Origin of the sequence: Bifidobacterium panos (genome assembly GCF_012932445.1) — a bacterium.
In the GTDB taxonomy this organism is placed as follows: Bacteria; Actinomycetota; Actinomycetes; order Actinomycetales; family Bifidobacteriaceae; genus Bifidobacterium; species Bifidobacterium panos.
On the sequence record NZ_JAAIIJ010000012.1, the window covers coordinates 52520 to 78859 of the forward strand.

At 61.5% G+C, this 26340-nt stretch carries 26 protein-coding genes and 1 other RNA gene; 14 read left to right on the plus strand and 13 right to left on the minus strand.

Translation table 11 applies throughout. The features are described 5' to 3' along the window. Nucleotides 1-30 precede the first annotated feature (30 nt). Nucleotides 31-1701, minus strand: coding sequence for a cysteine--tRNA ligase (cysS, locus tag G1C94_RS03510; RefSeq protein WP_172144722.1), 1671 nt, complete (start codon nt 1699-1701; stop codon nt 31-33). Between the two features lie 83 nt (nt 1702-1784). On the opposite strand from cysS, the gene G1C94_RS03515 reads away from it, so the two are divergent. After that, nucleotides 1785-2507 carry a type 1 glutamine amidotransferase gene (locus tag G1C94_RS03515; protein ID WP_172144724.1) on the plus strand — a complete coding sequence of 241 codons (723 nt, stop codon included), beginning with the start codon at nt 1785-1787 and terminating at the stop codon, nt 2505-2507. A 165-nt stretch (nt 2508-2672) separates the two neighbouring features. Next, nucleotides 2673-4763: an ABC-F family ATP-binding cassette domain-containing protein gene (locus G1C94_RS03520; RefSeq protein WP_172144726.1), complete on the plus strand. Its 2091-nt coding sequence runs from the start codon at nt 2673-2675 to the stop codon at nt 4761-4763. 270 nt (nt 4764-5033) lie between these two features. Here the strand turns inward: G1C94_RS03520 and ilvN are convergent, their stop codons facing one another. The 7 genes from ilvN to coaD all read right to left on the minus strand — a co-directional run bounded on the left by ilvN (nt 5034) and on the right by coaD (nt 10684). Then, nucleotides 5034-5588, minus strand: a complete 555-nt coding sequence (gene ilvN, locus G1C94_RS03525) for an acetolactate synthase small subunit (protein WP_172144783.1) — start codon at nt 5586-5588, stop codon at nt 5034-5036. Nucleotides 5589-5599: 11 nt separating this feature from the next. After that, on the minus strand, nt 5600-7513 hold the full coding sequence (locus G1C94_RS03530) for an acetolactate synthase large subunit (protein ID WP_172144728.1): 1914 nt from the start codon (nt 7511-7513) through the stop codon (nt 5600-5602). Between the two features lie 238 nt (nt 7514-7751). Beyond that, a complete protein-coding gene (rnc, locus tag G1C94_RS03535; protein ID WP_172144730.1) occupies nt 7752-8462 on the minus strand; it encodes a ribonuclease III in 711 nt (236 codons plus the stop codon). A 146-nt stretch (nt 8463-8608) separates the two neighbouring features. Further along, the gene (rpmF, locus tag G1C94_RS03540; protein WP_172144732.1) at nt 8609-8803 is read right to left on the minus strand and encodes a 50S ribosomal protein L32; all 195 of its coding nucleotides are present in this window, start codon (nt 8801-8803) and stop codon (nt 8609-8611) included. A gap of 85 nt (nt 8804-8888) precedes the next feature. Continuing rightward, nucleotides 8889-9479, minus strand: a complete 591-nt coding sequence (locus G1C94_RS03545) for a YceD family protein (protein WP_172144734.1) — start codon at nt 9477-9479, stop codon at nt 8889-8891. Then, nucleotides 9480-10190: an ATP synthase subunit B family protein gene (locus tag G1C94_RS03550; protein ID WP_172144736.1), complete on the minus strand. Its 711-nt coding sequence runs from the start codon at nt 10188-10190 to the stop codon at nt 9480-9482. Then, nucleotides 10187-10684 (minus strand): pantetheine-phosphate adenylyltransferase, encoded by a 498-nt coding sequence (gene coaD / locus G1C94_RS03555; RefSeq protein ID WP_172144738.1) that lies wholly within the window; start codon nt 10682-10684, stop codon nt 10187-10189. The genes G1C94_RS03550 and coaD overlap by 4 nt, the downstream gene beginning before the upstream one ends. Before the next feature lie 95 nt (nt 10685-10779). Between coaD and G1C94_RS03560 the strand changes: the two genes are divergently transcribed. Continuing rightward, the gene (locus G1C94_RS03560) at nt 10780-11076 is read left to right on the plus strand and encodes a DUF3039 domain-containing protein (protein WP_172144740.1); all 297 of its coding nucleotides are present in this window, start codon (nt 10780-10782) and stop codon (nt 11074-11076) included. Between the two features lie 103 nt (nt 11077-11179). Here G1C94_RS03560 and G1C94_RS03565 read toward each other — a convergent pair whose 3' ends face one another. Together G1C94_RS03565 and G1C94_RS03570 are read right to left on the minus strand one after the other, a co-directional pair. Beyond that, on the minus strand, nt 11180-12193 hold the full coding sequence (locus G1C94_RS03565) for an aldo/keto reductase (protein WP_172144742.1): 1014 nt from the start codon (nt 12191-12193) through the stop codon (nt 11180-11182). A 162-nt stretch (nt 12194-12355) separates the two neighbouring features. Then, nucleotides 12356-13678 (minus strand): nicotinate phosphoribosyltransferase, encoded by a 1323-nt coding sequence (locus tag G1C94_RS03570; RefSeq protein ID WP_172144744.1) that lies wholly within the window; start codon nt 13676-13678, stop codon nt 12356-12358. A gap of 195 nt (nt 13679-13873) precedes the next feature. Here G1C94_RS03570 and rph point away from each other — a divergent pair, with 195 nt between their 5' ends. Further along, on the plus strand, nt 13874-14638 hold the full coding sequence (gene rph, locus G1C94_RS03575) for a ribonuclease PH (protein WP_172144746.1): 765 nt from the start codon (nt 13874-13876) through the stop codon (nt 14636-14638). A 208-nt stretch (nt 14639-14846) separates the two neighbouring features. On the opposite strand, the gene G1C94_RS03580 is transcribed toward rph, so the two are convergent. Both G1C94_RS03580 and G1C94_RS03585 read right to left on the minus strand, forming a co-directional pair. Continuing rightward, a complete protein-coding gene (locus G1C94_RS03580) occupies nt 14847-15143 on the minus strand; it encodes a type II toxin-antitoxin system RelE/ParE family toxin (RefSeq protein WP_172144748.1) in 297 nt (98 codons plus the stop codon). Next, on the minus strand, nt 15136-15417 hold the full coding sequence (locus tag G1C94_RS03585; RefSeq protein WP_172144750.1) for a type II toxin-antitoxin system RelB/DinJ family antitoxin: 282 nt from the start codon (nt 15415-15417) through the stop codon (nt 15136-15138). The genes G1C94_RS03580 and G1C94_RS03585 overlap by 8 nt, the downstream gene beginning before the upstream one ends. 250 nt (nt 15418-15667) lie before the next feature. On the opposite strand from G1C94_RS03585, the gene G1C94_RS03590 reads away from it, so the two are divergent. Then, on the plus strand, nt 15668-16339 hold the full coding sequence (locus G1C94_RS03590; RefSeq protein WP_172144752.1) for a non-canonical purine NTP pyrophosphatase: 672 nt from the start codon (nt 15668-15670) through the stop codon (nt 16337-16339). Between the two features lie 58 nt (nt 16340-16397). Beyond that, entirely contained in the window at nt 16398-17666 is a 1269-nt protein-coding gene (locus G1C94_RS03595) for an aminoacyltransferase (RefSeq protein WP_172144785.1), read from the plus strand. A 9-nt stretch (nt 17667-17675) separates the two neighbouring features. Here G1C94_RS03595 and G1C94_RS03600 read toward each other — a convergent pair whose 3' ends face one another. Continuing rightward, nucleotides 17676-18686 (minus strand): AEC family transporter, encoded by a 1011-nt coding sequence (locus tag G1C94_RS03600; RefSeq protein WP_172144754.1) that lies wholly within the window; start codon nt 18684-18686, stop codon nt 17676-17678. Nucleotides 18687-19071: 385 nt separating this feature from the next. Here G1C94_RS03600 and G1C94_RS03605 point away from each other — a divergent pair, with 385 nt between their 5' ends. From G1C94_RS03605 to topA, 8 genes are all read left to right on the plus strand, one after another. After that, nucleotides 19072-19452: a glycerophosphodiester phosphodiesterase gene (locus G1C94_RS03605; protein WP_172144757.1), complete on the plus strand. Its 381-nt coding sequence runs from the start codon at nt 19072-19074 to the stop codon at nt 19450-19452. A 134-nt stretch (nt 19453-19586) separates the two neighbouring features. Then, nucleotides 19587-19907 (plus strand): ferredoxin, encoded by a 321-nt coding sequence (gene fdxA, locus G1C94_RS03610; protein WP_172144760.1) that lies wholly within the window; start codon nt 19587-19589, stop codon nt 19905-19907. Nucleotides 19908-19956: 49 nt separating this feature from the next. Then, the gene (gene dapC / locus G1C94_RS03615; RefSeq protein ID WP_172144763.1) at nt 19957-21138 is read left to right on the plus strand and encodes a succinyldiaminopimelate transaminase; all 1182 of its coding nucleotides are present in this window, start codon (nt 19957-19959) and stop codon (nt 21136-21138) included. 29 nt (nt 21139-21167) lie between these two features. Continuing rightward, an RNA gene (ffs, locus tag G1C94_RS03620) (signal recognition particle sRNA small type) lies at nt 21168-21264 on the plus strand. An 87-nt stretch (nt 21265-21351) separates the two neighbouring features. Continuing rightward, nucleotides 21352-21519: a hypothetical protein gene (locus G1C94_RS03625; RefSeq protein WP_172144766.1), complete on the plus strand. Its 168-nt coding sequence runs from the start codon at nt 21352-21354 to the stop codon at nt 21517-21519. Next, nucleotides 21497-22045 (plus strand): GNAT family N-acetyltransferase, encoded by a 549-nt coding sequence (locus G1C94_RS03630; RefSeq protein ID WP_253902295.1) that lies wholly within the window; start codon nt 21497-21499, stop codon nt 22043-22045. Before G1C94_RS03625 ends, G1C94_RS03630 begins: the two co-directional genes overlap by 23 nt. 121 nt (nt 22046-22166) lie before the next feature. Further along, nucleotides 22167-23288, plus strand: a complete 1122-nt coding sequence (locus G1C94_RS03635; protein WP_172144769.1) for a phosphatase PAP2 family protein — start codon at nt 22167-22169, stop codon at nt 23286-23288. A gap of 90 nt (nt 23289-23378) precedes the next feature. Further along, nucleotides 23379-26246 carry a type I DNA topoisomerase gene (gene topA / locus G1C94_RS03640; protein ID WP_172144772.1) on the plus strand — a complete coding sequence of 956 codons (2868 nt, stop codon included), beginning with the start codon at nt 23379-23381 and terminating at the stop codon, nt 26244-26246. Nucleotides 26247-26340: the final 94 nt, after the last annotated feature.

Genomic DNA, 26340 nt, shown 5'->3' on the forward strand with positions numbered 1-26340 from the left:
GCCACCCAGTCTATCGACCGCGGGGGAAAACTACTTTAGGGACCAGGTGGGGCCTTGGGGGGTGTCTTCGATGACGATGCCGGCTTGTGTCAGCGCGTCGCGAATCGCATCGGCGCGGGCGAAGTCCTTGGCTTTGCGCGCTTCCTGACGTGCGGTGAGCTGATCGGCAATCAGCCTGTCGAGCACGGCATGTTCGCCGTTCTCGCTGCTCTCGCCATTGGGCGCGCCGCCCATCCACGGCTCGGCCAGCGGGTCCAGCCCAAGCGTGTCGAGCATGGCGCGCACGCTCACCAGCGTGGCACGCACCCGCGCCTTCGCTTCCACAGCATCCGCCGAATCGGCATGGTCGGCCAGCTCGCCCAGCTGCGTGTTGCCGGAACGAATCGCGGTGAAAATCGCCGCCGTCGCGCCCGACACATTGACATCGTCATTCATCGCCGCCACGAATTCATCCGGCAGCTCGTCGGCGCCAACCGAACGCACCTCCTTGCCAGACGGCTGCTCGCCCACAGCCGCCCCCGCGCGCTCGATGAAGTTGCACACGCGCTCATACGCAGCCTTCGCTTCGGCCAGCGTCTGGTCGCTCCACTCCAGCATCGAGCGGTATTGCACGCCGCCCAGCGCGTAACGCACCACCCAAGCCGAGTTTTCGGCCAGCACCACCGGCACCGACAGCCCATTGCCCAGCGATTTCGACATCTTCTCGCCCTTGGTCGTCACCCACGCCGAATGCATCCAGTGTGCGGCGGAATCGTAACCGGCGGCGCGGGTCTGTGCCATCTCGTTCTCGTGGTGGGGGAATCGCAAGTCAAGCCCGCCGCCGTGGATGTCGAAACCGTCCTTCAGGTAACGGTGGCTCATCGCGGAACATTCGATATGCCAGCCAGGCCGCCCTAAGCCAAACGGCGTGTCCCAACGCGCGTCCAGCGGGTCGCTGTCTTTCGGCGCTTTCCACAGGGCGAAATCGCGCGGGTCGTGCTTGTCGGGCGAGGCATCCGCCGGGTCGACGGGATTGTATTTGTCGTCACCCGCCGCATCCACGCTCGGCCCCATGCGGTCGGCCACGGCCGCAGCCTCGTCGGTTTCATCAGCGACGCTCTGCTTCTGGTGCGTCAGCTCGCCGTAATGCGGCCAGCTCGCCACGTCGAAATACACATTGCCGGTCGGCTTGCCGTCAGCGCCGCTCACCACATAGGCGTGCCCGTTGTCGATAATGCGCTGAATCATGGCGATCATGTCCGGCATGTGCCCGGTGGCGCGCGGTTCGACGGTGGGTGGCAGCACGCCCAGTGCGTCATAGGCCTCGGTGAACTCGCGCTCGTAGTAATACGCGCGCGCCCACCACTGCTGCCCGGCCGCGGCGGCCTTGTCGAGAATCTTGTCGTCGATATCCGTCACATTGCGCACGAACGTCACCTGATAGCCCAGCTTCACCAGCCAACGGCGCACGATGTCGAACGCCACCGCCGCGCGAATATGCCCGATATGCGGGGAAGACTGCACCGTCGCACCGCACACATACATGCCCACCTGACCCGGCTTGATGGGAGCGAACGCGGCTGTCGCGTGCGTGGCTGTGTCATACAGCTTCAGCCCCTGGGCGGCCTTGGAGAGTCCCGTATTGTCATTTCGACCGGCTGCTGCGGGTCCATTCGCCGGGTCTGAAGCGTTGAAATTCTGCGGTTCTTGGCTGTTTCCCATAGGTCAACAGGGTAGGCAGGAAACCAGACAAGCGGCAATCGCCGTGAACTCTCGTTTACGTGGCCCGTGCCACAATAGGGGGCATGACGCAATCGCAAGTGTTGATTCTGCAGCACGTCCCCTGGGAGAAGCCCGGGCGCATTCTCGACAGCTTGGACGACCTCAATCTGTCGTATCACACACTGAACATCGTCGACATCAAAAAGCCCGATCTGCCTCAGTTTGACGAGATTGCCGGGCTGGTCATCATGGGCGGGCCAATGGGGGCCGCCGACGTCGACAAACACCCGGGGCTGAAAGCGGAGGCCAAGTTGGCGCGCGCATGCGTCGCGGCGGGCAAACCGGTGCTGGGCGTGTGCCTGGGGCATCAGATCATCGCCACCGCGCTCGGTGCGAAACTCAAGAAAGGCGATGCGCCGGAAATCGGTTTCGCGCCGATCAGCCGCCTGAACAAGCACGATTATTTTTCGATGTGGGACAAGAAAATCGACGTGTTGCACTGGCACAACGATGTGGTTACGCTGCCGGAGAGCGCGCAACCGTTGGCTCGCTCCGCCGGCACCAAGGTTCAGGCGTTCCGTGCGGGGTCGGCGCTGGGGCTGCAGTTCCATCTGGAAGTCACCGCTTCGGTGCTGGAGGAGTGGCTGGACGAGTCGCGCATGGTCAAGGAACTCAAGGCCGCAGGGTTTTCCAAGTCGAAGCTGCGTGAGGATTTCGCCCTATACGACCCGTTGCTCAGGCCGCTCGCCGAACAGGTGTTCTCTGGTTTCGCCGCCCGCTGCAGCAGTTGCGCCCAGTCACTATAGTGCTCGTTGATTTGCGCAAAAACGTACGCTGAGCAATCGTCAGTGTACGTTTTTTCATATGATTCGGCTGGTTTTGGAAATTTCGTACGCTGAGGCGTTGTCAGTGTACGTTTTTGCCCAAGTACGGGTGTCCGAGGTATTGCCGCCGCGCTAGATTGGTGGATTATGCCGACGTATGACTTAGGGCTGGAGCGCGTGTCGCTCGCATTCGCAACGAAAACCATCTTCACCGACGTGACGCAGGGCGTGTTCGAGGGCGACCGCATCGGCATCGTCGGTCGCAACGGCGACGGCAAATCCACGCTGTTGCACCTGCTGGGCGGCACCAGGGAGCCCGATTCCGGGCGCGTGACCCGCCGCGGCGGCCTGACCTTCGGCATGCTCGATCAGCGCGACCCTCTTGACGACAGCGCCACCGTGCGCCAAGCCGCGCTCGCCAACCGTGCCGATTACGAATGGGCGTCCGACAACACGTCGCGCGAAATCGTGCAAGCGCTGCTGGGCGGCATCAGTCTGGACGCAACGGTCGGTTCTCTGTCCGGCGGCCAGCGCCGTCGCGCGGATCTGGCGCGTCTGCTGCTGGGCGATTGGGATATTCTCGCGTTGGATGAGCCTACGAATCACTTGGATGTCGTGACGATTCACTGGCTGGCCGAGCACCTGAAGAACCGTTGGGGCAAGGGGCAGGGCGCGCTGTTGCTGGTCACTCACGACCGCTGGTTTCTGGACGAGGTGTGCGAGTCGATGTGGGAGGTTCACGACGGCACCATCGAGCCGTTCGAGGGCGGCTATTCGGCTTATATGCTGCAGCGCGTCGAGCGCGACCGTCAGGCCGACGTGCGCGAAACGAAGCGCCGCAACCTCGCACGCAAGGAGCTGGCGTGGCTGACGCGCGGCGCCCGCGCCCGCTCCACCAAGCAGAAGTTCCACGTCAAGGCCGCGCGCGAGCTGATCGCAGACGTGCCGCCCATGCGCAACACGCTGGAATTGAAGCAGATGGCCACCTCGCGCCTCGGCAAGCAGGTGGTCGATCTGATCGATGTCACGCAGATTTTCAGCAATGAGGCCGCCGCCGCGGCGATTGACCCCGATGTGGCGCAATCCGCCAGTCGCGTCGATGTGGTCGATTCGCTGGTCGCCGAGCCGAAGGTGTATGGTTCCGTCGAATTGTCTGTCGATTGCCCTGAGCAGGACAAGCGTTTGATTGACGCCGGTGTCGCGCGAGAGGGCTGGCAAGACGAGAGTGGCGACGAAACCGCCGCCACACACCACATCACCGTCACCGGCCGCAAGATTCTCGACGACGTGACTTGGCTGATTGGCCCCGGCGACCGCTTTGGCATCGTCGGCGCGAACGGCGCGGGCAAATCCACGCTGCTCAAGGTGCTGGACGGCACCATCACACCCACCGCGGGGCATGTGAATATCGGCAAGACCGTCAGGTTCGCGGTGCTTTCGCAACGGCTCGACGAACTGGAAAAACTGGGCAAATACAAGGTCAAGGAAGTGCTTTCGCGCTACAAGCCCAGCTACATCGTGGACGGCAAGGAAACCACGCCCGGCCAGATGATGGAGCGGCTTGGGTTCTCCGCGGCTCAGTTGATGACGCCGATCAGGGATTTGTCCGGCGGCCAGAAGCGCCGTATGCAGTTGTTGCTGATTCTGCTTGATGAGCCAAACGTGCTCATTATGGACGAGCCGGGCAACGATTTGGACACCGATATGCTCGCCGTCATGGAGGATCTGCTCGACACTTGGCCGGGCACACTGATTGTGGTGTCGCATGACCGGTATTTGCTGGAGCGCGTCACCGACGAGCAGTTCGCGCTGATTGGCGGCAAAGTGCGCCATTTGCCGGGTGGCGTCGATGATTATCTGAAGATGATCGAGCAAGCGCACAGTGGCGGTGCTGGCAGCCAGTCCGCATCAACGAAAGCCGCGGGGGATGGGCCGTCCGACGGAAGCGGTGCTTCTGGAGATGCGCGTTCCGCTGACCAACACGCCGCAAAACCCGCGGATGGCGCGGGCGAGCTGACCGGCAAGGAGCGTCACGATGCCACGCGCCGTGTCAACGCCATCGAGCGTAAACTCGCCAAGCTCGAGGAGCAGAAGGCGGGGGTCGAGCAGCAGATGGCCGCGCACGACCCCGCCGACTATGAGGGTTTGAACGCCCTCAATGCCCAGTTGCAGTCCCTTGCCGCCGAATCGGAATCTCTCGAAACCGAGTGGCTCGATCTTTCCGAGCGACTCGGATAAGGGTGTGGCTGTAAGATTTCTCGACTTCACCCTTCGGGCTCCGCTCGAAATGACATTGAACGGGTCGGGTTTCGCTCAGAATGGATAATGAGTGGGCACATTCCGTTGCTTGTCATTTCGACCGGAGTGGGTGTTCTGTTTATTGTCATTTCGACCGGAGCGGCGCAGCCGCGTAGCGGAGAAATCTTGCCGTGTAACGACTTGTCGGTGTTTGGTCTATAGACGCTCGCGACGCTATCGCTGCTCGCTGTTGCGTTGAACCCACTGGGTTCAACGCCCCGTGATCTCCGAACCGATGACTTTTTCGCTGAGGGCCTTGGGGCCGCGGGTGACGGCGACGGCGCCGGAACGCACCAACTCCACCACGCCGTAATGCTCCAGCAACCCGAGCAGCGCGTCGATCTTGCCCTCCGCGCCGGTGGCTTCGATGGTCAGCGATTCGGGGTTGACATCCACCACGCGCACGCGGAACAGACGCACGATCTCCAGCACGTCGGAACGATTCGACTCATCCGCCGCCACCTTGATCAGCACCAGCTCGCGTTCCACGGTGGTCTTCGGATCAAGCTCGACGATCTTCAGCACATGCAGCAGTTTGTTGAGCTGCTTGATGATCTGCTCCAGCGGAACGGCCTCCACATCAGCCGTCACGGTGATGCGTGAGATGTCCGGCCGCTCGGTGGGGGAGACGGACAGCGAGTTGATGTTGAACGAGCGGCGTGCGAACAGGCCGGCCACGCGGGACAGCACGCCGGGGCGGTTCTCCACCAGCACCGACAGCGTGTGGCGCACGGAACCCGATCCAGATGCAGGATATGCCATGATGTTCTCCCCTCTCACTTCTCGCTCGTTGTCTTGTTGGCATCGATATCGACGATGCCAGTCGGTTTGCGCAACGGCTTGACACCCGGCATATAAGTCACGTCGTCATTGGATGCGCCAGCCGAGACCATCGGCCACACCATTGCGTCCTTCCACACGCGGAAGTCGATGAGCACCGGGCGATCGTTGATTTCATTCGCGCGCTTGATGGCCTGGGCCGCCTCTTCCTCGGTGAACGCACGCATGCCGACGCAACCATACGCCTCGGCCAGCTTGACGAAATCGGGCACCTCAAGAGGCAGATCGTCAGCCGCCGCCTGCTGGCTGCCCTCGGCACCATGCGTCTCGCCGTCCAGCAGGTTCGTGGCCGAATAATGACGCTCATAGAACAGCGTCTGCCACTGGCGCACCATGCCATACACGGAGTTGTTGAGAATGGCGATTTTCACCGGCGCGCCGTCATGGAACGCCGCGGCCAGCTCCTCCGAGGTCATCTGGAAGGAGCCGTCGCCGTCGATCAGCCACACCGGGCCGCCCTTCAAACCGATGGAGGCGCCGATGGCCGCGGGCAAGCCGTAACCCATCGTGCCCAAGCCGCCCGAGGAGATCCACGAGTTCGGCTTCTCGAAGTCGATAAGCTGCGCGCCCCACATCTGATGCTGCCCCACGCCGGTCACCCACACGGTGTCGGGGTCGGCCATCTCGGAAAGCTTCTTGACCACCCATTGCGGCGCGAGCGAACCATCTGTAGGTTCCTCCCACGTAATCGGATAACGCTCAAGCCAGTCGTGAATCGCATTCCACCAAGGCTTCAAGTCGGGCTTGCCTTGGATGGCCTGTGTGCGCTCGATGGCGGGGATGAGGTCGGCCAGAACGGCGGATACATCACCCACGATGGGCACGTCCGGCTGGCGGTTCTTGCCGATTTCCGCGGGATCGATGTCAATATGGATCACGCGGGCGGCAGGCGCGAAAGCCTCCAGCTTGCCGGTCACGCGGTCGTCGAATCGCGCGCCGATGGCCACCAGCAAATCGCAGCGCTGCACCGCGCCGGTGGCCGCGATGGTGCCGTGCATGCCCAACATGCCAAGCACTTTCGGGTCGCTGTCGGGCACCACGCCGCGCGCAGGCAATGTGGTGACGATCGGCGCGCCGGTCACGTCCGCGAGCTTCTTGACCAGCTCGCCCGCGTTGGAACGCACCGCGCCGCCACCCACATACAGCACCGGGCGGTAGGACTGGCCGAACAGCCTGGCCGCATCGTTAAGCACATGCCCATGCGCCTTGGTGGTGGGATTGTAGCCGGGCAGAATCATGCGCTGCGGCCACGAATAATACATCTCGCCCGTCTGCGCCGTCTTGGTGACATCCACCACCACCGGGCCGGGGCGGCCGGAATTGGCCACATAATAAGCCTCGGCCAGCACGCGCGGAATGTCCTGCGCGGAGGTGACCAAGTACGAATGCTTGACCACCGGGTAGGTGGCCCCCACGATGTCCGCCTCCTGGAAGGCATCGGTGCCAATCGAATCGACGCCCACCTGGCCGGTGATCACCACCATCGGCACGGAGTCCATATTCGCGTCGGCAATCGGGGTGATCATATTCGTCGCGCCCGGGCCGGACGTCACGAGGCACACGCCCACTTGGCCGGTGGCCAGCGCGTAGCCCTCGGCGGCGTGGCCGGCGGCTTGCTCGTGGCGCATCAGCATGAAGCGGAACTTCGTTTTGGAATTGATTTGGTGATATACCGGCAGAATCGCGCCGCCCGGCACGCCGAACACGTCGGTCACGCCCAGGTCTTCCAGCGTACGAACCAGTGCGTGGGCACCGGTCATCTTCTCTCCGTCGGTGATGGTCTGCTTGTCGTCGTGCACGGATGCTTTGGGCACGGCGCTGAATGCCTGCAGAGGTGTCGGTAAAGCCATGATTCCTCTCACATCTCAAAAGGTTCCCGCCGCGCCGCACTGCCGGGCGCTGGTATCCCCCCGTGCGGCTTGGCCTCGTTGCGCAGGCTGGGCTTGTGGCCGTGTGCTTTGAGCGCTTTGATTACCAGTCTATTCGACTGTTAGACCTTTGCGTGGCGTGGCTTGCTGTGTGGACACGGTTGGACACAGTTGTGTGGATATGACTATGTGGGCACAGCTGGTGGGCAACCCCGTCGTTTCAGCTGTCCAACCGCTTATATGCCGCTTCGGCGGCGGCCAGTTGCGCCTTGCGTTTGGATGACCCCTCGCCGGTGCCGGCAATCGCCTCGTCGTCGCCCAGCGACACTCGCGCCGTGAACACCTGCGCGTATTGAGGCCCCGAAACGGCCATGTGGTAAACCGGCTCCCCTTTGCCGAGCTCGTGCGCCTTCACCGTCAGCGACGTCTTCCAATCGAGCGCCGGCCCCTCGCCCGCCACCTCGTCAAGCGTGTCGTCGATCAGGTGATGCACCACCTCGCGCGCCTCGTCGATGCCGTGCTCAAGAAACGTCGCGCCGATCAGTGACTCCACAATGTCGCACAGAATCGAGCTTTTATTCGCCCCTCCTTGCGACGCCTCGCCAATCCCGAGCAGAATGTACGGCTCGACATGCAGTTTGGTGCGGGCAATCGCGCTCAAAGCCTCCTCGCTCACCGCCTTCGCGCGCATCTTCGCCAACTGCCCCTCGCTCATATCGGGGTGCAGGCGGAACAGCGTCTCCGTGGCGACGAGCTCAAGCACCGCGTCTCCCAGGAACTCAAGCCGCTCGTAATGCTTCGCTCCGGGGTGCTCGTGCGCGAAGGATCGGTGGGTGAGCGCTTGCACCAGCAGATCGGGGCTCAGCGTGGTGCCCAGCGCTTGGAGCAGTTCATTGCCGTTCGTCGGCTGCGTGTCGTCTGTGTGTGTCATATATATGATTCCTTATTCCTTGCGGCTGGCAATTTTCTTGCGGTCGGCGCAAGGTGATTATGCAAAGACTATGCAAACTTATGCAAAAGCAAAAGCCCCGCCACCCGTCGATGGCAGGGCTTCTTACGCTAGTATTCCAGCGGCGCTCACTTGGCGTGAACCGGCTGGATCGCGTCGCGGTAGACGCGGCCACGGAAGGAACCGCAGCTCGGGCATGCCGTGTGAGGCAGGGCCGGCTCGCCGCAGTTCGGGCAGTTCACGGTCGCCGTGGCGGCGGCCTTCCAGTTCGCGCGACGCGAGTGCGTGTTGGCGCGCGAGGTCTTGTACTTAGGCAGTGCCATTTTTAGTATCCTCTGTTTCGTTCGAACATATTGAGCTTAAGCGTTCAGTACTTTAACGCGACGTGCGTACAAAACGCCTCTGGTGCTATTGCTGTTCGCGCTCCAGCTGCGCTTTGAGATCGGCAAGCCCGGCGAAACGGATATCGGTCACTTCGTGATGATGCTTCGGATTCTCGTTGAGATCGACGCCGCACTGCGAGCACAACCCGCGGCAATCCTCGCGACACAGCGGCTGCAGCGGCAGTTCCTCCACCAAGGTGTCGCGCAACAGCGCCTCGATATCGGCGAACGCGCCGTTGCTGAGCAGCGGGTAGGTGTCTTCCGACTCCTCCTCGCCCGCAACGATGTCGACTTCCCCGGCGCTCGCCGCTTCGCGCTTGTCCTCGTAGGGGAAGAACGCGGTGACGCTCGTCGTCCAGTCCTTGACGATGGGTTTCAGGCAACGGGTGCACTCGGCATGCACCGGCGCGCTGATCCGCGCGGTGAATATCAGGCCGTCCACGATGGAATCGAACGAGCCGCTCACATGCACATCGGCGCCTTCCTTCACGCCGATCACCTCGTCGCCGATGCCCGAAGGGGCGGGGAAGTCGGCATCCACCGCTTTGCTTAAACCGGCGCGCGAGGCGACTTGCGCCACGGAAATCGCCCAGGGGGAATCTTCAATACGTGGCATCTACTGCGCCTCCGGATAGTCACTGATGTCGAGGTGCGGCAGCTGCTCGGCGGCGGATTTTTGCCGTTCGTGCAGCACGTTCAACCCCGCGTCCACATCGTTTGCGAGCTTGTTGAGCTGCCTGCGCAACTCTTCCATCATCCTGGTCGAATAATCGTCGGCTCCACGCGTGAGATGATCGGCCTTGGCTTGCGCGGCGTTGAGAATCGTGCGAGCTTTCTGACGCGCGAGCTCGGTGACGTTCTCCTGACCGGCGAGGAACTGCGCCTGTGCGTTGGCTTCCTTCACCGCGTCCGCGGCGCGACTCTGCGCGGAGGCGATAATCGAGTTCGCCTGGGTCTGCGCGCTTTGCAAGCGGCGCTCGGCCTCCCTCATCAGCGCCGATGCTCGCTCGAGCTGCACCGGCAGCATCTTCTTCAACTCGGCTAGGTTCCCCGTGAATTCCTCGCGATCCACCTTCACCTGACTGGAGGAGAACAGCCCGCCCTTGGCTTCGTTCAGCGCTTCCTCCATGCGCTCGATGATGTCGTAGACGGTGGTGAACTCGTCGCGGTTCGCGTCTGCCTCATCGTCCGCTTCGTCGTCCCGTTCGCGCAAATCGGGCAACGGGAACGGCGCCTTGAATGCAACGGCGTCCGGTGCGGGAGTCGAAGCCGTGCCGCCTGTCGCATCATCCATATCGTCGGCCAGAGTGGGTTGCTCGTCGCTCATGATGATTTCCTTTCGTTGCGCAACGCTTCGTTCAGCATCGGCACCACGCAATCAGGCACCATGCCGGTGACATCCCCGCCGTGGCGGGCCACATCCTTGACGACGGAACTGGAGATGTGCTCCAGCGCTGGGTCGGCGGGCAGGAACAGCGTTTCCACATTGGCCAGCTTGCGGTTCACCAGCGCCATGCTGAGCTCCGCCTCATAATCGCCGTTCTGCCGCAGTCCCTTGACGATCACCGTGGCTCCCACCTGCTTGCAATAGTCGGTAATCAGCCCGTCCGTGGACGCGACGGCCACGTTCTCACACCCTCTTTTGTCCAGCGCCCGACGAATCACATCAACGCGCGTTTCAGCTGAAAAGAGCGGCGTTTTGGCGGCGTTCATCGCCACTACCACATACACTTCCTCGAAAAGGCGCGCGCTGCGTTCGATTACATCGAGATGTCCGGCGGTTACGGGGTCGAAAGAACCGGGGCACACTGCTTTGGTCATACCACCAGCCTACCTCCTGGTATGGCGTTGGGTCGCATAACAGAGCTCAAGATATTATGATGAATGCAATCAAGCCCTAATCCAAGGAGCATGCCGTGAAGAATACGTATCTCAATGCAGCTGACGGTTCCCCACTGTCTGATCCGGATTCCGGCGCGGGCACCTCTGTTCTGGAGCGTCCCGAGGTTCAGGAGGAGACCCAGCGTTCCGACAATGGCGATGCGGATCGGTTCGCGCACTATGTTTCGCGTGATCGTATCGCCGAATCGCGCTTGACGGGTCGTCCGGTGGTGGCGCTGTGCGGCAAGGTTTGGGTGCCCAAGCGCGATCCGTCCCAATACCCCGTTTGTCCCGACTGCCAGCGCATCTACGAGGAAATGGCCGGCCTATAGATCCCACGGATCCCATGGCGCGGTGTTCCCATGGCGTGGTTTTGGCTATTTTCCAACGTTTTTGGTTACCGCGCCATGGAAAAAACACCGCGCCATGGGATTCTTACGGGCGCAAGCAGATGGCGTCGATGCGGGCGAGTTCCTCGTCGCTGAAGGTTGTGTTGTGTAGGGTGTTGATATTGTCCAAGATCTGCTGGGGTTTGGATGCGCCGACCAGCACCGAGGTGACTACGCCATCGTGCAACAGCCACGCCAGGCTCATCTCGGCGAGCGTCTGACCGCGCTCGGCGGCGATATCGTTCAGCTCGCGAATCTGCTGCAGCCGCTCGGGCGTGAGTGCGGAATCGTCAAGGAAACGCGGGTCGAGCGCAATGCGGCTGTCGGCCGGCACGCCCTCCAGATAGCGGTTCGTCAGCAACCCCTGCGCCAGCGGCGAGTAAGTGATGATGCCCTTGCCGAGCGAGTGGGCCGTGTCCTTCAGGCCGTCGCGCTCAACCGTGCGGTCGAACAGGTTATAGCGGTTCTGATTGATGATGAACGGCACATGTAGCTCGTCCAGAATCGCCGCCGCCTTGCGCATCGTGGGGCCGTCATAGTTGCTCAAGCCCACATACAGCGCCTTGCCCGACTGCACCGCGCTCGCCAGCGCGCCCATCGTCTCCTCAAGCGGCGTGTCGGGATCCATGCGGTGATGATAGAAGATGTCCACATAATCAAGCCCCAGCCGCTTCAGGCTCTGATCGAGGCTGGCGAGCAGGTACTTGCGCGAACCGAAGTCCCCGTAAGGCCCGGGCCACATCTCAAAGCCGGCTTTGGTGCTGATGATCAGCTCGTCGCGGTGCGCGGCAAAATATTCGCGCAGCAGCCGCCCGCAGTTCTTCTCGGCGCAACCGGGCTCCGGCCCGTAGTTGTTGGCCAGATCGAAGTGGGTGATGCCGTTGTCGAAAGCGGTGAACAGCATCTGCTTCATGTGGTCGTATGGCGTCAGATTGCCGAAATTGTGCCACAGGCCGATCGAGACGGCGGGCAGTTTCAGGCCGGAATTGCCGCAACGGTTGTAGGTCATATCGTCGTAGCGGGCTGGGTTGGGCGTGTATGGGACGGTGGGTTCGAGCATGGTTTTCCTTCGTTGGATAATTGGATATGTGTGTTGACATACACGATGGTATCGCGAAGTCGCCTTGTCTTGTGAGGGAGGCGGCTTCGCGAGGCGCGATTGCTTGCAGTGCCGACTTACAGCATCGAGACTGCCAGTCTCACAGCACCGATCTTACAGTGCTTATAACACCGAGACTTCGGTGGAAATCACCGGATCGCCCTTCATCAGGCTTTGGGCGGTGATCGGCAGTTCAGCCAGCGCCTTGGCGCGATAGTCGTGTGCGCGCATGATCGCGTCGTGCCCCTGCCACTGGGCGTCGATCTGGCCGTGGTCGACGTAGGGAACCAGCAGATCCTTCCACTCGTCCTTCGGCTGGAAGGAGGCGAGCTTGTCTTCCGAACCCGACACCACGTGCTCAGCGTCGGCCAGGCCATATTCATAGGAGCGGTAGGCGAGCTTGCGCCCCGGAACGGTGGCCTTGTCTTTGCTCTTCTTCATCACCGGGGCCATCGCTCCGTCGGCACCCTCGCGCTCGGTGAGCTTGTAGACCATCGCGCAGGTGGGCGCGCCAGAACCGGTGACCAGCATTGTGCCCACGCCGTAGGAATCGACCGGCGCGGTTTGCAGGGCGGCGATGGCGTATTCGTCCAGATCGTTGGTGACGGTGATGCGCGTGTTGGTGGCGCCGAGCGCGTCCAGCTGGTTGCGCACACGCTGGGCGAGCGCAGCCAAATCGCCGGAGTCGATGCGCACGCCGCCCAGCTCGGGGCCGGCCACTTCGACGGCGGTTTGCACGGCCTGTTCGATGTTGTAGGTGTCGACCAGCAGCGTGGTGTTCTTGCCCAGCGCCGCAATCTGCGATTCAAAGGCGTTTTTCTCGCTGTCATGCACCAGCGTGAAGCAGTGCGCGGCTGTGCCGATGGCCTTCAGGCCATACAGCTGCGAGGCCAGGAGGTTCGCGGTGCCTTGGAAGCCACCCACCACGGAAGCGCGCGCGGCGGCGACGGCGGCCCACTCGTTGGTACGCCGGCCACCCATGTCCATGCAGGGGCGGTCCTTGGCGGCGGTGACCATGCGGCTGGCCGCCGAGGCGACCGCCGAATCGTAATTGAGAATCGACAGCACCAGCGTTTCGAGCAGTGTGCATTCACCGAACGTGCCTTCGATTTGCAGCACCGGCGAATTCGGGAAGAACATCTCGCCTTCGCGATAGCCCTTGATCGAACCGGAGAAACGGAAGTTTTCCAGCCACTTGATGGTTTGCGGGCTCACCACCTTGCGATCGGCGAGGAACCTCAAATCCTCATCGTCCAAGTGGAAGCGCTCCAGCGCGTCGAGAATGCGGCCGGTGCCGGCGAGCACGCCGTAGCGACGTCCCGCGGGCAGATGGCGGGTGAACACCTCGAACACGCATTTGCGGTTGGCGGTGCCGTCTTTCATGCAAGCGTCCAGCATCGTGTATTCGTACATGTCGGTCATCAATGCCGGCGAATAATCCACCATCGTTGTTTTATCTCCCCTTGTGCGGCGTATGGTTAACCTGGCCACAAGTCTATCCCCGCGGACGCACGTTTTTGTATCGGCTGATACGGAAACGCACTCAACTGGGCTGCTCGGAGTGCGTTGCTGTGTTCATAAGTGAAGCGACATTCGCATAAAACCGCCTCAACGTTGCGCAGGGCGCGTAAGGTGGGGAGCATGGTTGAGATCAAAGACATGCTAGGAGACCGTTTCATCACCCGTTACGACGGGCGCAAAGTCGACGAGCTGCGCCCGGTTCGCATCACCCGCCACTTCACCGACGCGCCGGAAGGCTCGGTGCTCATCGAATGCGGCAGCACGCGCGTGATGTGCACCGCCACCTTCACCCCATCGGTGCCGCGCTGGCGCAAGGATTCCGGCTTGGGTTGGGTCACCGCCGAATATGCGATGCTGCCGCGCGCCACCAGCGAGCGCACCGACCGCGATTCAGTGCGCGGCAGAATCGGTGGGCGCACGCACGAAATCAGCCGACTGATCGGCCGTTGCCTGAGGGGCATCATCGATATGAAGGCCTTGGGTGAGAATCAGATTCAGCTTGATTGCGATGTGTTGCAGGCCGACGGCGGCACGCGCACCGCTTCCGTCACCGGCGCTTACGTGGCGTTGGTGGACGCGTTGCGCTGGGCTGAGGAGCACCATCACATCAAGTTCGCCGACAAGGTGATTAAGGATTGCGTGTCCGCCGTATCGGTGGGCATTGTCGACGGCACGCCGATGCTCGACCTGCCGTATCTGGAAGACAGTCAGGCCATGACCGACATGAACGTGGCCATGACCGGCGCCGGCGAGTTCATCGAGTTGCAGGGCACTGCCGAACACCGCCCGTTCACGCGCGACGAACTCGACACACTGCTCGACCTGGCCGCCAAGGGCAACAAGGAATTGCAAACCGCCCAGCGCGCCGCCCTCGCACAAGACTGATCAGTAGAACGAATTCTGTCGGCTATGATGGATGTCGCCGGAGTAAGGCATCGCAACTTCTCCCCAATCTCAAGGCGGGTATACACGACTTTCGGGGAGATGGCCGAGTCCGGGGGTGTCTTGGAGTGCGTCCTCTTGACAGCGTTGAGCCGGTGTCTTCGGGCACCGGCTCTTTGCGTTTGCGGCCTGATATAGCCGCCATTATCGGCTAGTCCTTTCCGAATAGTTCCTTGTGCGAGCCGGTACGCATGAATGTTGCTGTCCCGTCGTCTCGAATCCAGACAGTGAGCCAGTCTCCGGTGTTGCCTACGTGACATTCAATCGTGCCATGCCAATCGCCTTTAAGCCGGTGCGCACGATGCCGCCGCCGTAATGTTTCCCTCGATTCAGCGGTGTCTTCGAGTATGAGGTCGATGACGTTTTCCAGTTCGTCAAGGTTGATATGTCGGCGTTCGAGACGTTTGGTGTCCCGTTGGAACTGTTTCGTGAAATGGGCTTTAAGCACGTTTAATCCCCATTGCTTCAAACATTTCTTTGGCCGAACTGTATCCTTGCCCGCCGCCGTTGGCCGCTATCTCTTTGGCCTCTTCCAACGCTTCCAATGTTTCAGCGGGCAACTCGGGGTAGGAGAGGTTCAATGGTATGCGTTCCTCTCGTACTATCTGGCGGAAGAACGCGCGGGTCACTGAAGACAGGTCGAAACCGAAGTCCTTGGCGACCTGCGCCGCCTGTTTTTTGGTGTCCGCGTCAACGCGAACCGTCACCGATGTCATGCTCATGGTCGGCCCCCTTGGAATCTTGTAAGACGATGTTGACATACTGTCTTACAATCGAGTATATATCTCAACCATACGATGGCACGCCGCTGATAATCTAGGCAAACAACTTAACCAAAGGGTTCTTAGACGAGGTAAGGAGGAGCCTTGCCTCTGCCGATTTCGCCGCCGTTTCCAACACCATTAGTCGGAGGGCGGGCACTACGCTGTGATTGGTATACAGTGAACGCGGATTAGTGTTAAGGAGCAATACGTGAGAATCGTTGTCGCCACGCATAACGAAGGCAAACTGGCTGAGATTCGCCGCATTCTCGCTGAAGATTTGGGCGAGCAAGCCGAGCAGGTGCAGTTGGTGTCCGCTGGGTCGCTGAACCTGCCTGACCCGGTGGAGAACGGCGTCACCTTCCAGGAGAACGCCTTGCTCAAGGCGCGCGATGTCGCCGAGCGCACCGGTTGCCCTGCCATCGCGGACGATTCCGGCCTGATCGTGGACGTGATGGGCGCGGCTCCCGGCATTCTGTCCGCTCGCTGGGCGGGCCATCACGGGGATGATGCCGCCAACAACGCCCTGCTGCTCGCTCAGCTCGCCGACATCCCCGACGACAAGCGCACCGCGCGTTTTCGTTGCGCCGCCGCGCTGGTGGTGCCGGGCCAAGACCAAGATCAAGGCGAGTCGACACCATACCCAATCATCAGCGAAACCGTCGAAATCGGCGAAATGCCGGGCGTGCTGCTGCGCGCCCCGCGCGGCGAGCACGGTTTCGGCTACGACCCGATCTTCGTCCCCGATGACCAGCCCGCCCGCGCCGCAACCGGCAGCCGCCTGACCTCCGCCGAAATGGAACCCGCCGAAAAAAACGCCATCTCCCACCGCGGCAAAGCATTGCGCGCGCTCGTCGGCGCGGTTGAGGCGCTCGTCAAGTAGCTCGCGCCACCCGGCAGATCGGCATCAATCGAAATCGAAACGGACAAAACAGATGGATATGCGTTCTTTTGCTCTGGCAACCCTCACTGAAGAGGAGTTCGACGACTTCTCCGGCAGGCATCCGGAAGGCAACTTCCAGCAGACTTCCGCGGCGGGCCGGCTGCGTTCCGCGCAGGGTGTGGAAGTTGAGTACCTGGGTGTGCGGGAGAATGGCGAGCTTGTGGCCGCCGCGTTGCTTGAGACGCATCGCAGCAGACTGTCCACATTCAGCGTGATCCACGACGGCCCGATGTGTGATTTCCACGATGCCGAGCTGACCGCGTTCTTCGTAGAGCAGCTCAAGCAGCGTGCCAAAGGCAACAAGGCGGCGCAGCTGGAAATCACGCCGGAACTGCCGTACCGGCTGCGTGACGGCGAGGGCAAGCCCCTTCCCGCCGAACAAGGCGGCGCTCCCGCCAATGATGCCGTGGATAACCTTGTCGCGTGCGGATTCGAGCATGGCGGCTTTAGCATTGGATATACTGCGGTTCCACGCTGGCGTTACGTCAAGGATCTGACCGGGGGTGACGGCGAGCAGGCGCTGCTCAAGTCGTATGACAAGCGCACCCAGTGGAGTGTGAAGCGCGCGGCGTCGATGGGCGTGCATGTGCGAGAGCTGGGCGAGGATGAGCTGAAGGTTTTCGCCGACATTGAGCGGGCCACGGCCGAACGCCGCAGCTTCGAATATCGCGGCGAGGGGTATTTCCGCCGCTTCAAGGAAGCGTACGGCAGCAAGGCGCACTTCATGGTGGCGGAAATCCATATCGCCGAATATCGAGCTGACATGCAAGCCAAGCGTGACGCGCTGAAAACGAAGGTCGCCGCTCTGGAGGCGAAGATCGCCGAGCGCGAGACCACCAAACTGACCCGCCAGCTGGGCGAGGAGAGCCGTAATCTGGCGGCCGCCGAGAAGCGTCTCGCGGAAGCCGCCGAACTGGCCAAAAAAGGTGACGTGCTGCCCGCAGCGGCCTCGCTGTTCGTGGAGCACCCGCGAGAAACCGTCTATCTGTTCTCCGGCAGCGTCGAGGAATACAAGCCGTTCTATGCTTCGGCACTGATCCAGCATTATGCAATGTTGCATCTGTGCCTTGAGCGCGGCGTGAACCGCTACAACTTCTACGGCGTCGACGGCGTGTTCGACGACCCGGACGATCCGGGCCGCGGCGTGTTGGAGTTCAAGCAGGGCTTCAACGGCTATGTGGAGGAGCTGATGGGCGAGTTCGTCCTGCCGGTGCGCCCGATAATGTTCCGCGCCAAAACAACACTCCGCAAACTGCTCGGTCGCTGAGGACGTCGCTCACGCGCCGAGCGCGGCGAACAGGAAGTGGGCGCCGGTCATCATCGCAAGGGAAATCACCGCGGTGATGGTCAGCGAGAAGCCGGCGAGACGGGCGTTGCCCAGCACCCTGTCGGTGAACAGCGTGGAGAACACGGCGATGGGAGCCAGGCAGCACAACGCCACGGCCTCGCGAATCGAAGCGCTGAACGGCAGCAGGAACCACGCCGCCGCGCAGAACAGTGTCGCAAAGGGAATGCGCCAGCCGATTACGGCGAGCACTTCCTTCACGTCGCTGCGCGAGGCGGGCAAATCCATCAGCATGCCCACCATCAGCATGGCGCAGAACGAGTTGGCGTTGCTCAGCGGCTGCGTCATCGTGGCGATCCAATCGGGGATATGCACCTGCGCGATGGTCAGGATAATCATCAGCGCGTAAGTGTCGAACGACACCGAACCGAAGAAGCTTTTAGCAATATTCCGCGCCAGCGCCTTGCGCGCCAGCCGCCGCGCATCCTTGTCTTTCGGCTTGGTGTAGGGCAGCGTCGGCGCTTGCCCGGCGTGTTGCTCGGTGAGGGTCTTGCCTGGCTGGATGTGCAGCAGCGTCTGGGTCATCACGTTGGTGCCGGCGGCCACCATCACGCAGTTGCCGATGTCGAACATGGCAGCCGGCACAATCGCCGCAGTGCCCAAAAACGCTGAAACGACGGGGAAGCAGAAGCATCCCACATTGAAGCCCGAGCCGTTGAGCATCATGAACGCGCGATTCGCCACGGGCTTGCGCAGGGTGGTCAGATAGATGACGACCGGCGGAATGAACGCGACAACGAAACCGAATACGGAAATCCACAGCAGACTGGTGTCATGCGGGTTTGTGGCGAAGGAATAGACGATCGCGCCGGGCAGCACCATGTTGAAGATCGCGGTCTGCATAATGCGGTAGTCGCGCTGGCCGAACAGCTTCGCGCGCTTGAAGGCATAGCCCGCCAGAATAATCAACAGCAGGGCAATGGGCTGGATAATCGCTGACATCGGTCTTCTTCTCTGGGTCTTCTTCTCTGGTTTGTTGGACGGCGACTTATGCTCTAAGTGTATTCTTGCTCCGCGCCGCCGCTTTGCAGAAAGTCTTGTCAAAATATGGGCAAAATGCCAACATCGGCTTGCTGTGGGCGTCGTTCGGAGCGCTGAAAAATAGCATGTCTTGGTATTGTTCCCAAATTGTTCCCAAACGGCCTAAGGAATAGTGGCCTAAGGGACAGTGATATGAAGACGCGATTTTGGCTTATAGGAACCAAACGTGGTGCTTAAGTTTCGGGTGGGGCGTCTTGCGCCCGCGTATGATGGGCCGAAGTGCCATATCGCGAGAAATATGGCCAGCATTCGACTGAACAAAAAGACATAAAGAAAATAGAAGACCATGCCATTGCCGATCCCACCGGAAGATTCCGGCTTCACCCACGATCACGCCCTCGAACTGGCCCGCAAGGCCGGCGCCAGTCAAGACGATTTGCGCATGGCCGACGCCTACGCGCGCGAACTTGACGTCCATGCCGCTTGGGGCTTGCCGTTCAATGGCTACTGCAATGCCGCCGGATACGGCTACGTGCAGGAGCCGACCATGGCCGTCGCGCAGGACGGCTGGAACTCGCATGAGGCGTTCAACAAACTGAGCCGCGGCGCGCAGACGGCCATCGTGTATTTCAGCCTTGAGCGCGGGCACGATATCGACCGTGAGTCCGCGCGCAACTTCTTGAAGCACGAGCGCGGCATCATCATCCACGGCAACCAGCCGTACTGAGTTGCGCCCATCGCGAACCGCTCTCTCGCCTCGCTCGTCCGCCGTTCGTGTTCATCCATGCGCGGGGGGTGGCACCAAGCGACCATGTCGTGCGCTAGTGTGGAGGTTAGTCGGATACTTCAAGGAGGTCAGCCATGCCATACGTTATCGCCCAGCCCTGTGTGGATGTCAAGGACAAGGCCTGTGTGGACGAATGCCCCGTTGATTGCATTTACGAGGGCCTCCGTTCGCTGTATATCAACCCCAACGAGTGCGTTGATTGCGGCGCGTGCGAGCCGGTGTGCCCCACTGAGGCGATCTTCTATGAGGACGATTTGCCTGAGGAGTGGGCTTGGTACAAGGACGCCGCGGTGAGTTTCTTTGCCGAGGTCGGCGACTTGGGTGGCGCTTCGGCGGCCGGCCCGCTTGGCAAAGACCCCGAGCAGGTTTCCGCTCTTCCGGCGCAGAATGCCTGATATCAAGCCTGTTTCACGGCTTTAGGCTTTTAGTTAAGAAGCGCCCACGATGGGTTTTCATCCATATTCTTCGCCATATGACTGGTCGCGTATCGCCTCGTACAAGACAGTCGCCCAAGCCACAAACGACGGCATGGTCGATCTGTCGGTCGGCTCGCCCATTGACCCGGTGCCGGCCAGCGTGCAAGCGGCACTCGCCGAGGCCGCCGACGCGCCGAACGCCCACGGATATCCGGCCACCCAAGGTACCGACGATCTCAAAGCCGCCATCGACGAATGGTTCCGCGAACTGCGTGGCGTGGACTTGAAAGCGCTGAACGCCGCCGCAGTGCCCACCGTCGGCTCCAAGGAGGCCGTCGCTCTGATGGCGAGTCTGCTGCACCTCGGCCCAGGCGACGTGGTGGTGCAACCGCAGGTGAGCTATCCGACCTATGAAATCGGCACCCAACTGGCGGGCGCGCGCGTGCTTAAAGTCGCCGACGTGGCGGATGTGGACTCCTGGGTGAATGTGCCCGGCGTCAAAGCGGTGTGGGTGAACTCGCCGTGCAACCCATCCGGCGAGATACTGAATGCTGACTGGCTGGCCGGCATCGTGGCCGCCGCTCGCCGCATCGGCGCCGTGGTGCTTTCGGACGAATGCTATGCGCTGATGGACTGGCGCGTGGCAGCGGGCGCGGCACCCCACGCGCAGTTGAATGAGGCCGAGTCCACAGAGCCTTTCAGCCTCGCCTCGGCTCCCTGCGCGTTGAACCCACAAGTGTGCGAGGGCGCGGCGGACAACGTGCTCGTGCTGTATTCCTTAAGCAAGCAAAGCAATATGGCCGGCTATCGCACTGCGTTCATCGCGGGGGACTGGCGGCTCGTGCGCGAGATGGGCGAGTATCGCAAGCAGATCGGCCAAATCATCCCCGGGCCGGTGCAAGCGGCGATGGCCGCCGGATTGCGCGACATTCAGGCCGTTCGCGTGCAGCGGCACTGTTATCACACCCGTCTCGCGCGTCTGGTCGAGGCGTTGCGTTCGTATGGTTACGATGCCGCCATGCCCGACGGCGCGTTGTACGTATGGGTCAAAGCGCTTGGCGAGGATTGCTGGGTCGACATGGCCGCTCTCGCTAAGCTCGGCATTATCGCCAGCCCGGGCGAGTTCTACGGAGCCACCGACCGTCTGCGTTTTTCCGCCACCGCAAGCGACGAAGCCATCGACTCCGCATGTCGGCGACTTGCGTCTTGAACCTCTCGTCGCGCCATGGTGTACACTGGGTTGAGCCTCTACGCGGCGCTATGTCACCCAACTCCCCCAGGGCAGGAATGCAGCAAGGGTAAGTGGCCTCTTGCGGGTGCGTAGAGGTTTTTAATACCCTGAACGAAGGTTCGTTGATGGTGGCCGGCGAACAGGTTATGCTGATAAAAGTATCGTGATTGCACCAAAGGAAAGGAAGCGCAGATGGCTGTCGCATTGACTGATATGAAGCCCATGACGGCGTATGCGCCTCCGGCTGATGGCCTCGCGCATGATGCGGTCGAAGAGAAATGGCTGCGTTTGCATCGCGCGTTGAAGGATCGTCCCAATCGGCTTGAAAAGAGGCCCCTTGGCTCAGATAGCAATAATTAGCAGTCGTGAATGTGAGCTTTCGGATCAGACTTCCCTAAGACGATTCGTTTGTTGCGACGAAACCGCGCCTGAATATGCGTTGGATGTACAGAGATACATCCGCGACATCAAAATCAAAAAGACACCCGTGGGGATTCATCGCATGGTGTTGTATTCGGAAGCATACGCAGGTGTGTTCGGTTTCTGTGAATATGGGTATGATGAAGCCGCCGGTCTTGAAAGCGGATACGCCATTTCCTTCATCGCCACGGCGCAACGAATGAGAGGCAGGCATCTGGGCAGATTCCTATTGGATTGCGTGCTTCGGTGGATGGCGAATGATGCGGCGGTGAGTGGAAGAAACCCCTATGTGATGACTCAAATCGATAGGCGCAATGACGTGAGTGTGAGTCTGTTTCGGGATCTGGGTTTTGAAAATGAAGGGCAGGATCTGCACGATCCTGAATATGATATCTGGTCCAAGGAATTCAAGCCCCGTGCAACGAATCTGCTGCAATTATATTTCCCGATGATAGTGGACGATTAATCAGTGCGGGCAGACGAGACCAAACAATCTTCCCAAAGGCGCGGAGGGGTTTTTCGCATGGTGCGTGGATGTTCGGTGAGTGCGCGGCCGGCGGCGGCATCGGTGCGTTAGGGTGGAGAGCATGAGTGAGGAACACAACACCGAGGCCCTGCCCAACATCCGCGATCCGTACGCGCCGGTGAATCTGGGTGCCGAGTTTGAGGCGGCGGGCATCGTCGTGCGCGACATCCAAGCGACGCTGGAGGATTTTGACGAAGCGAGCAACACAGCCGCCTCCTACGCCGATGACGATGGCATGACCGCGCTCGCGGATGTCGACCCGCTTGCCCGCCGCCCGCGCACATCCAGCCGCGTGCTGTGCGTGGTGTTCGCGCTGCTGCTGTGGGCGGCCGCCGCCGGCGTGTGGTGGCTGGGCGTGCGCACGGTCGAAGGCCAATCCTACGACGACATGGTGGAAAGCTCGTTCGCCACAGTTCTCTCCAACTCGGGCTGGCTGTCGGTGTTGCTCGGCCGCGGCGTGCACACGACGGTGCTGATTATTTCCATCGTTATCGCGCTGGTGGCCGCGCTCATCGCCGCGATTCGCAAACGCTGGTGGCTGCTTGTCCAACTTGGCATATTCGCCGCGCTGTGCTTCGCCTCCACGTTCCTTAAGAACGTCCTGCCGCGCACGAACCTGATCCATACCTTAATCGAAGATCCCAATAATTCCGCGCCTTCCGGCCATACCACCCTGGCTGTCGGAGCATCGTTGGTACTGATATGCGCTGTCTCGCGCGGCTGGCGCTGGGTGGCCGCCCTCGTCGGCATGGCGTGGAGCTTCTATGTGGGCATGTCGGTGATTTACGGCCAGTGGCATCGCCCCACCGACGTGGTGATGGCCGTCCTGGTCGTCGGCGGACTGGCCATGCTGATGCTCGCGTTCACCCGCGCCAGCGGCATGGATAGCCTCGGCCAACGTCGCTCGTCTGCCGGTGTGCAGATCGTCGGCAGCGTTTTCATCACCGCTGGCTTGTCGGCCTGCCTGTATGCCTCCTATGTCATCTGGCAGATCGTGCCAGGGCTGTCCATGAGCGCGAATTGGGCGCAGAGCAGCTCCGTTCTTTCGTCCATGGTGCTGATGGCCGGCGTGATTGCCGTGGTGTGTTCACTGGTGTTGGTGATGCGCCAACTCACCGCCTCACCGCTGAGCAAAATCGGCCTCGTTGGCGCGCCGCCCGCTCCGCCGAAAAGCCATCGCTAGCCGCCCTCAGACAGGCCGTGCCACACCGGGCGCACCATCTGACCACGTGTCATGAGTATTATGTCTCGAAGTAAGGGATAAGGAGCGAACATGGCGAACGGCACCAAGCTTGTGATCGTGGAGTCTCCCACCAAGGCGCGCAAGATCGGTGGCTATCTTGGGGATGGCTACACCGTCATGGCGTCGGTGGGTCACATTCGCGACCTCGCACAGCCCAGCCAGGTGCCCGCCTCCGACAAGGAGAAGTTCGGCAAGTTCGGCGTCGATGTGGACGATGGTTTCAAGCCCTATTACATCGTCGATGCCGATAAGAAAAAAACCGTTTCCGAACTGAAGTCCGCGCTGAAAAAAGCCGACGAGCTCTATCTCGCAACCGATGAGGATCGCGAGGGGGAGGCCATCGCCTGGCACTTGGTTGAAACGCTGAAGCCCAAGGTGCCCGTCAAGCGCATGGTGTTCCACGAGATCACCAAGGACGCCATCGAACATTCCCTCACCCGCACGCGCGACGTGGACGCCGATATGGTCGACGCGCAGGAGACGCGCCGCATTCTCGACCGCCTGTATGGCTATGAGCTGTCGCCGGTGCTGTGGCGCAAGGTGGGGCCGGGTCTGTCCGCTGGTCGCGTGCAGTCCGTGGCCACACGCATGATCGTCGAGCGCGAACGTGAGCGCATGGCGTTCGTGCGCGCTTCGTATTGGGATGTGACGGCTGCGCTCGCCGCCGCCGGTGCCGAGGGCGAGCCTGTCGGTTTCGACGCGCGCATGGTCTCGCTGGGTGGCAAACGTTTGGCTGTGTCCAAGGATTTCGGCACTGACGGCCAGCTCACCCCGGCCGGGTTCAAAGACAATGTGTGCCAGTTGGATGAGGCGACGGCGAGTGCCGTGGCCAAGGTGCTTTCCAGCGCGACGTTCACGGTGATGTCGATGGAGTCGAAGCCCTATCGCCGCCGTCCGTTGCCGCCGTTCACCACCTCCACGTTGCAGCAGACCGCGGGCAACCGTCTGGGCATGAGTTCCAGGGCCACGATGCGCGCCGCCCAAGGGTTGTATGAGAACGGCTATATTACGTATATGCGTACCGATTCGGTCACGCTGTCGAGCGAGGCCATCTCGGCCGCGCGTGGTGCCGTGGAATATCATTTCGGCAAGGCCTATCTGTCTGACGAACCCAAGCAATACGCCACCAATACAGCCGGTGCGCAGGAGGCTCACGAATGTATCCGCCCGGCTGGCGCGCGGTTCCATGATCCGAACGAGCTGGCCTCCAAGGTGCCGCCTGACCAGCTCAAGCTCTACACGCTGATCTGGCAGCGCACGCTCGCCTCGCAGATGGCCGACGCCACCGGCTCCACCGCCACGGTGAAGCTGTCCGCGCCCGCGGGGGACAACGGCGAGGCGGTGTTCCAGGCATCCGGCACGGTGATTGAGTTCCCCGGCTTCATGAAGGCCACGGGGGAGGGCAAGCGCTCTTCGACGGATGCGGCTGGCAAAGCCGGCGACAAGACTGACAAGGCCGACAAGGCTGGCGCCGATTCCGCCGAAAACAACGCCTCCCTGCCGCCGATGCACACCGGCCAGGAGCTGACGGCCAGCGACGTGCATGCGAACGGCCATGAAACCCAGCCCCCGGCCAGATACACCGAAGCCTCGCTGGTCAAAACCTTGGAAGCCAAGGAGATTGGCCGCCCCTCCACTTACGCCTCGATCATCTCCACGATTATCGATCGCGGATATGTCTATGAGCGCGGCCGTGCGTTGATTCCCAGCTGGCTCGCCTTCGCCGTCACCAAACTGCTGGAGACGAAGTTCCCTAAGTTGGTGGATTATCAGTTCACCGCCGATATGGAAAACGGCCTGGACGAAATCGCGCACGGCAAGGAAACCGGCCGCGACTGGCTCACTCACTTCTATTTCGGTTCCGGCGACGGCTCGGCCAGAAACGCCGACGAAGCGCATGAGGGCTTGCAGAAGCAAGTGGCCGAACTGGGCGAGATCGACGCGCGCGCGATCAACACCATCGACATCCGCGACGGGTTGCATGTGCGCGTCGGGCGCTACGGCCCTTATCTGGAGGACATGGAGCACACGGATGCCGAAGGCAATCCGAAGCGCGCCTCCCTGCCCGACACCATCGCACCGGACGAGCTCACCGTCGAGGTGGCGCGCGATCTGATCGACAACCACTCCGGCGGGCCGCGCGAGCTGGGCAAGGATCCAGCCACCGGCGGCACCGTCGAGGTGCGCAACGGGCGGTTCGGCCCGTATGTGGCGCTGGTCGCCGCCGAAACCGGCGAGGCTTCCGATGGCGCTGAAACGTCCGCTTCCGCGGCGAAGAAAGGCGCGAAGAAACAGACCGCGCCGCGCCCGAAGATGGCCAGCCTGTTCAAGACAATGGACCCCGAGTCAGTCACATTAGACGACGCGCTCAAGCTCCTCAGCCTGCCGCGCGAAGTTGGATCCTACGAAGAGACGAACGCCGAAACCGGCGAGATTTCAATGTCTTCAGTGGCGGCGAACAACGGGCGGTATGGCCCATACCTCACCAAAACGAAAGCGGACGGCTCCACCGAGACGCGCTCGCTGGGTTCGGAAGACGAGATTTTCACCGTCACCGTCGAGCAGGCCAAGGAACTGTTCGCCCAGCCGAAGTATGGCCGTGGGCGTGGGCGTGGTGCCGCCAAGCCGCCGGTGCGTTCGATCGGCACCGACCCGGAAAGCGGCAAGCCCGTGGTGATTCGCGAGGGGCGCTTCGGCCTGTACCTGACAGATGGCGAAACGAACCGCACTCTGCCGCGCCAGTACGACCCGGCCACCATCGCCCCCGAAGACGCCTACCGCATCCTCGCTGAAAAGCGCGCCCAAGGTCCCACCAAGCGTCGCACCCGCGCTTCTTCCGCGAAGAAAACCACCGCAAAAAAGCCTTCCACTAAGCGCAAATCCGCCGCCAAGAAGTAGCTGCTCTCGTTGCATCAGTTAAGGCGAACATCCGATAGGCTGCTCATCTTAACTCATGTAAAGAAGGCGCGATGCCCCCGTTGATATGTGATAA

Coding starts and splice junctions, on each gene's coding strand:
- coaD (WP_172144738.1), bottom strand. CDS start 10,684: ATGACCAAAGCAGTGTGCCCCGGTTCTTTCGACCCCGTAACCGCCGGA.
- rph (WP_172144746.1), top strand. CDS start 13,874: ATGGTTGAGATCAAAGACATGCTAGGAGACCGTTTCATCACCCGTTAC.
- G1C94_RS03520 (WP_172144726.1), top strand. CDS start 2,673: ATGCCGACGTATGACTTAGGGCTGGAGCGCGTGTCGCTCGCATTCGCA.
- rnc (WP_172144730.1), bottom strand. CDS start 8,462: ATGACACACACAGACGACACGCAGCCGACGAACGGCAATGAACTGCTC.
- G1C94_RS03565 (WP_172144742.1), bottom strand. CDS start 12,193: ATGCTCGAACCCACCGTCCCATACACGCCCAACCCAGCCCGCTACGAC.
- G1C94_RS03635 (WP_172144769.1), top strand. CDS start 22,167: ATGAGTGAGGAACACAACACCGAGGCCCTGCCCAACATCCGCGATCCG.
- G1C94_RS03605 (WP_172144757.1), top strand. CDS start 19,072: ATGCCATTGCCGATCCCACCGGAAGATTCCGGCTTCACCCACGATCAC.
- dapC (WP_172144763.1), top strand. CDS start 19,957: ATGGGTTTTCATCCATATTCTTCGCCATATGACTGGTCGCGTATCGCC.
- rpmF (WP_172144732.1), bottom strand. CDS start 8,803: ATGGCACTGCCTAAGTACAAGACCTCGCGCGCCAACACGCACTCGCGT.
- G1C94_RS03550 (WP_172144736.1), bottom strand. CDS start 10,190: ATGAGCGACGAGCAACCCACTCTGGCCGACGATATGGATGATGCGACA.
- G1C94_RS03530 (WP_172144728.1), bottom strand. CDS start 7,513: ATGGCTTTACCGACACCTCTGCAGGCATTCAGCGCCGTGCCCAAAGCA.
- G1C94_RS03595 (WP_172144785.1), top strand. CDS start 16,398: ATGCGTTCTTTTGCTCTGGCAACCCTCACTGAAGAGGAGTTCGACGAC.
- topA (WP_172144772.1), top strand. CDS start 23,379: ATGGCGAACGGCACCAAGCTTGTGATCGTGGAGTCTCCCACCAAGGCG.
- G1C94_RS03625 (WP_172144766.1), top strand. CDS start 21,352: ATGGCTGTCGCATTGACTGATATGAAGCCCATGACGGCGTATGCGCCT.
- G1C94_RS03570 (WP_172144744.1), bottom strand. CDS start 13,678: ATGGTGGATTATTCGCCGGCATTGATGACCGACATGTACGAATACACG.
- G1C94_RS03515 (WP_172144724.1), top strand. CDS start 1,785: ATGACGCAATCGCAAGTGTTGATTCTGCAGCACGTCCCCTGGGAGAAG.
- cysS (WP_172144722.1), bottom strand. CDS start 1,701: ATGGGAAACAGCCAAGAACCGCAGAATTTCAACGCTTCAGACCCGGCG.
- fdxA (WP_172144760.1), top strand. CDS start 19,587: ATGCCATACGTTATCGCCCAGCCCTGTGTGGATGTCAAGGACAAGGCC.
- G1C94_RS03545 (WP_172144734.1), bottom strand. CDS start 9,479: ATGCCACGTATTGAAGATTCCCCCTGGGCGATTTCCGTGGCGCAAGTC.
- G1C94_RS03600 (WP_172144754.1), bottom strand. CDS start 18,686: ATGTCAGCGATTATCCAGCCCATTGCCCTGCTGTTGATTATTCTGGCG.
- G1C94_RS03585 (WP_172144750.1), bottom strand. CDS start 15,417: ATGAGCATGACATCGGTGACGGTTCGCGTTGACGCGGACACCAAAAAA.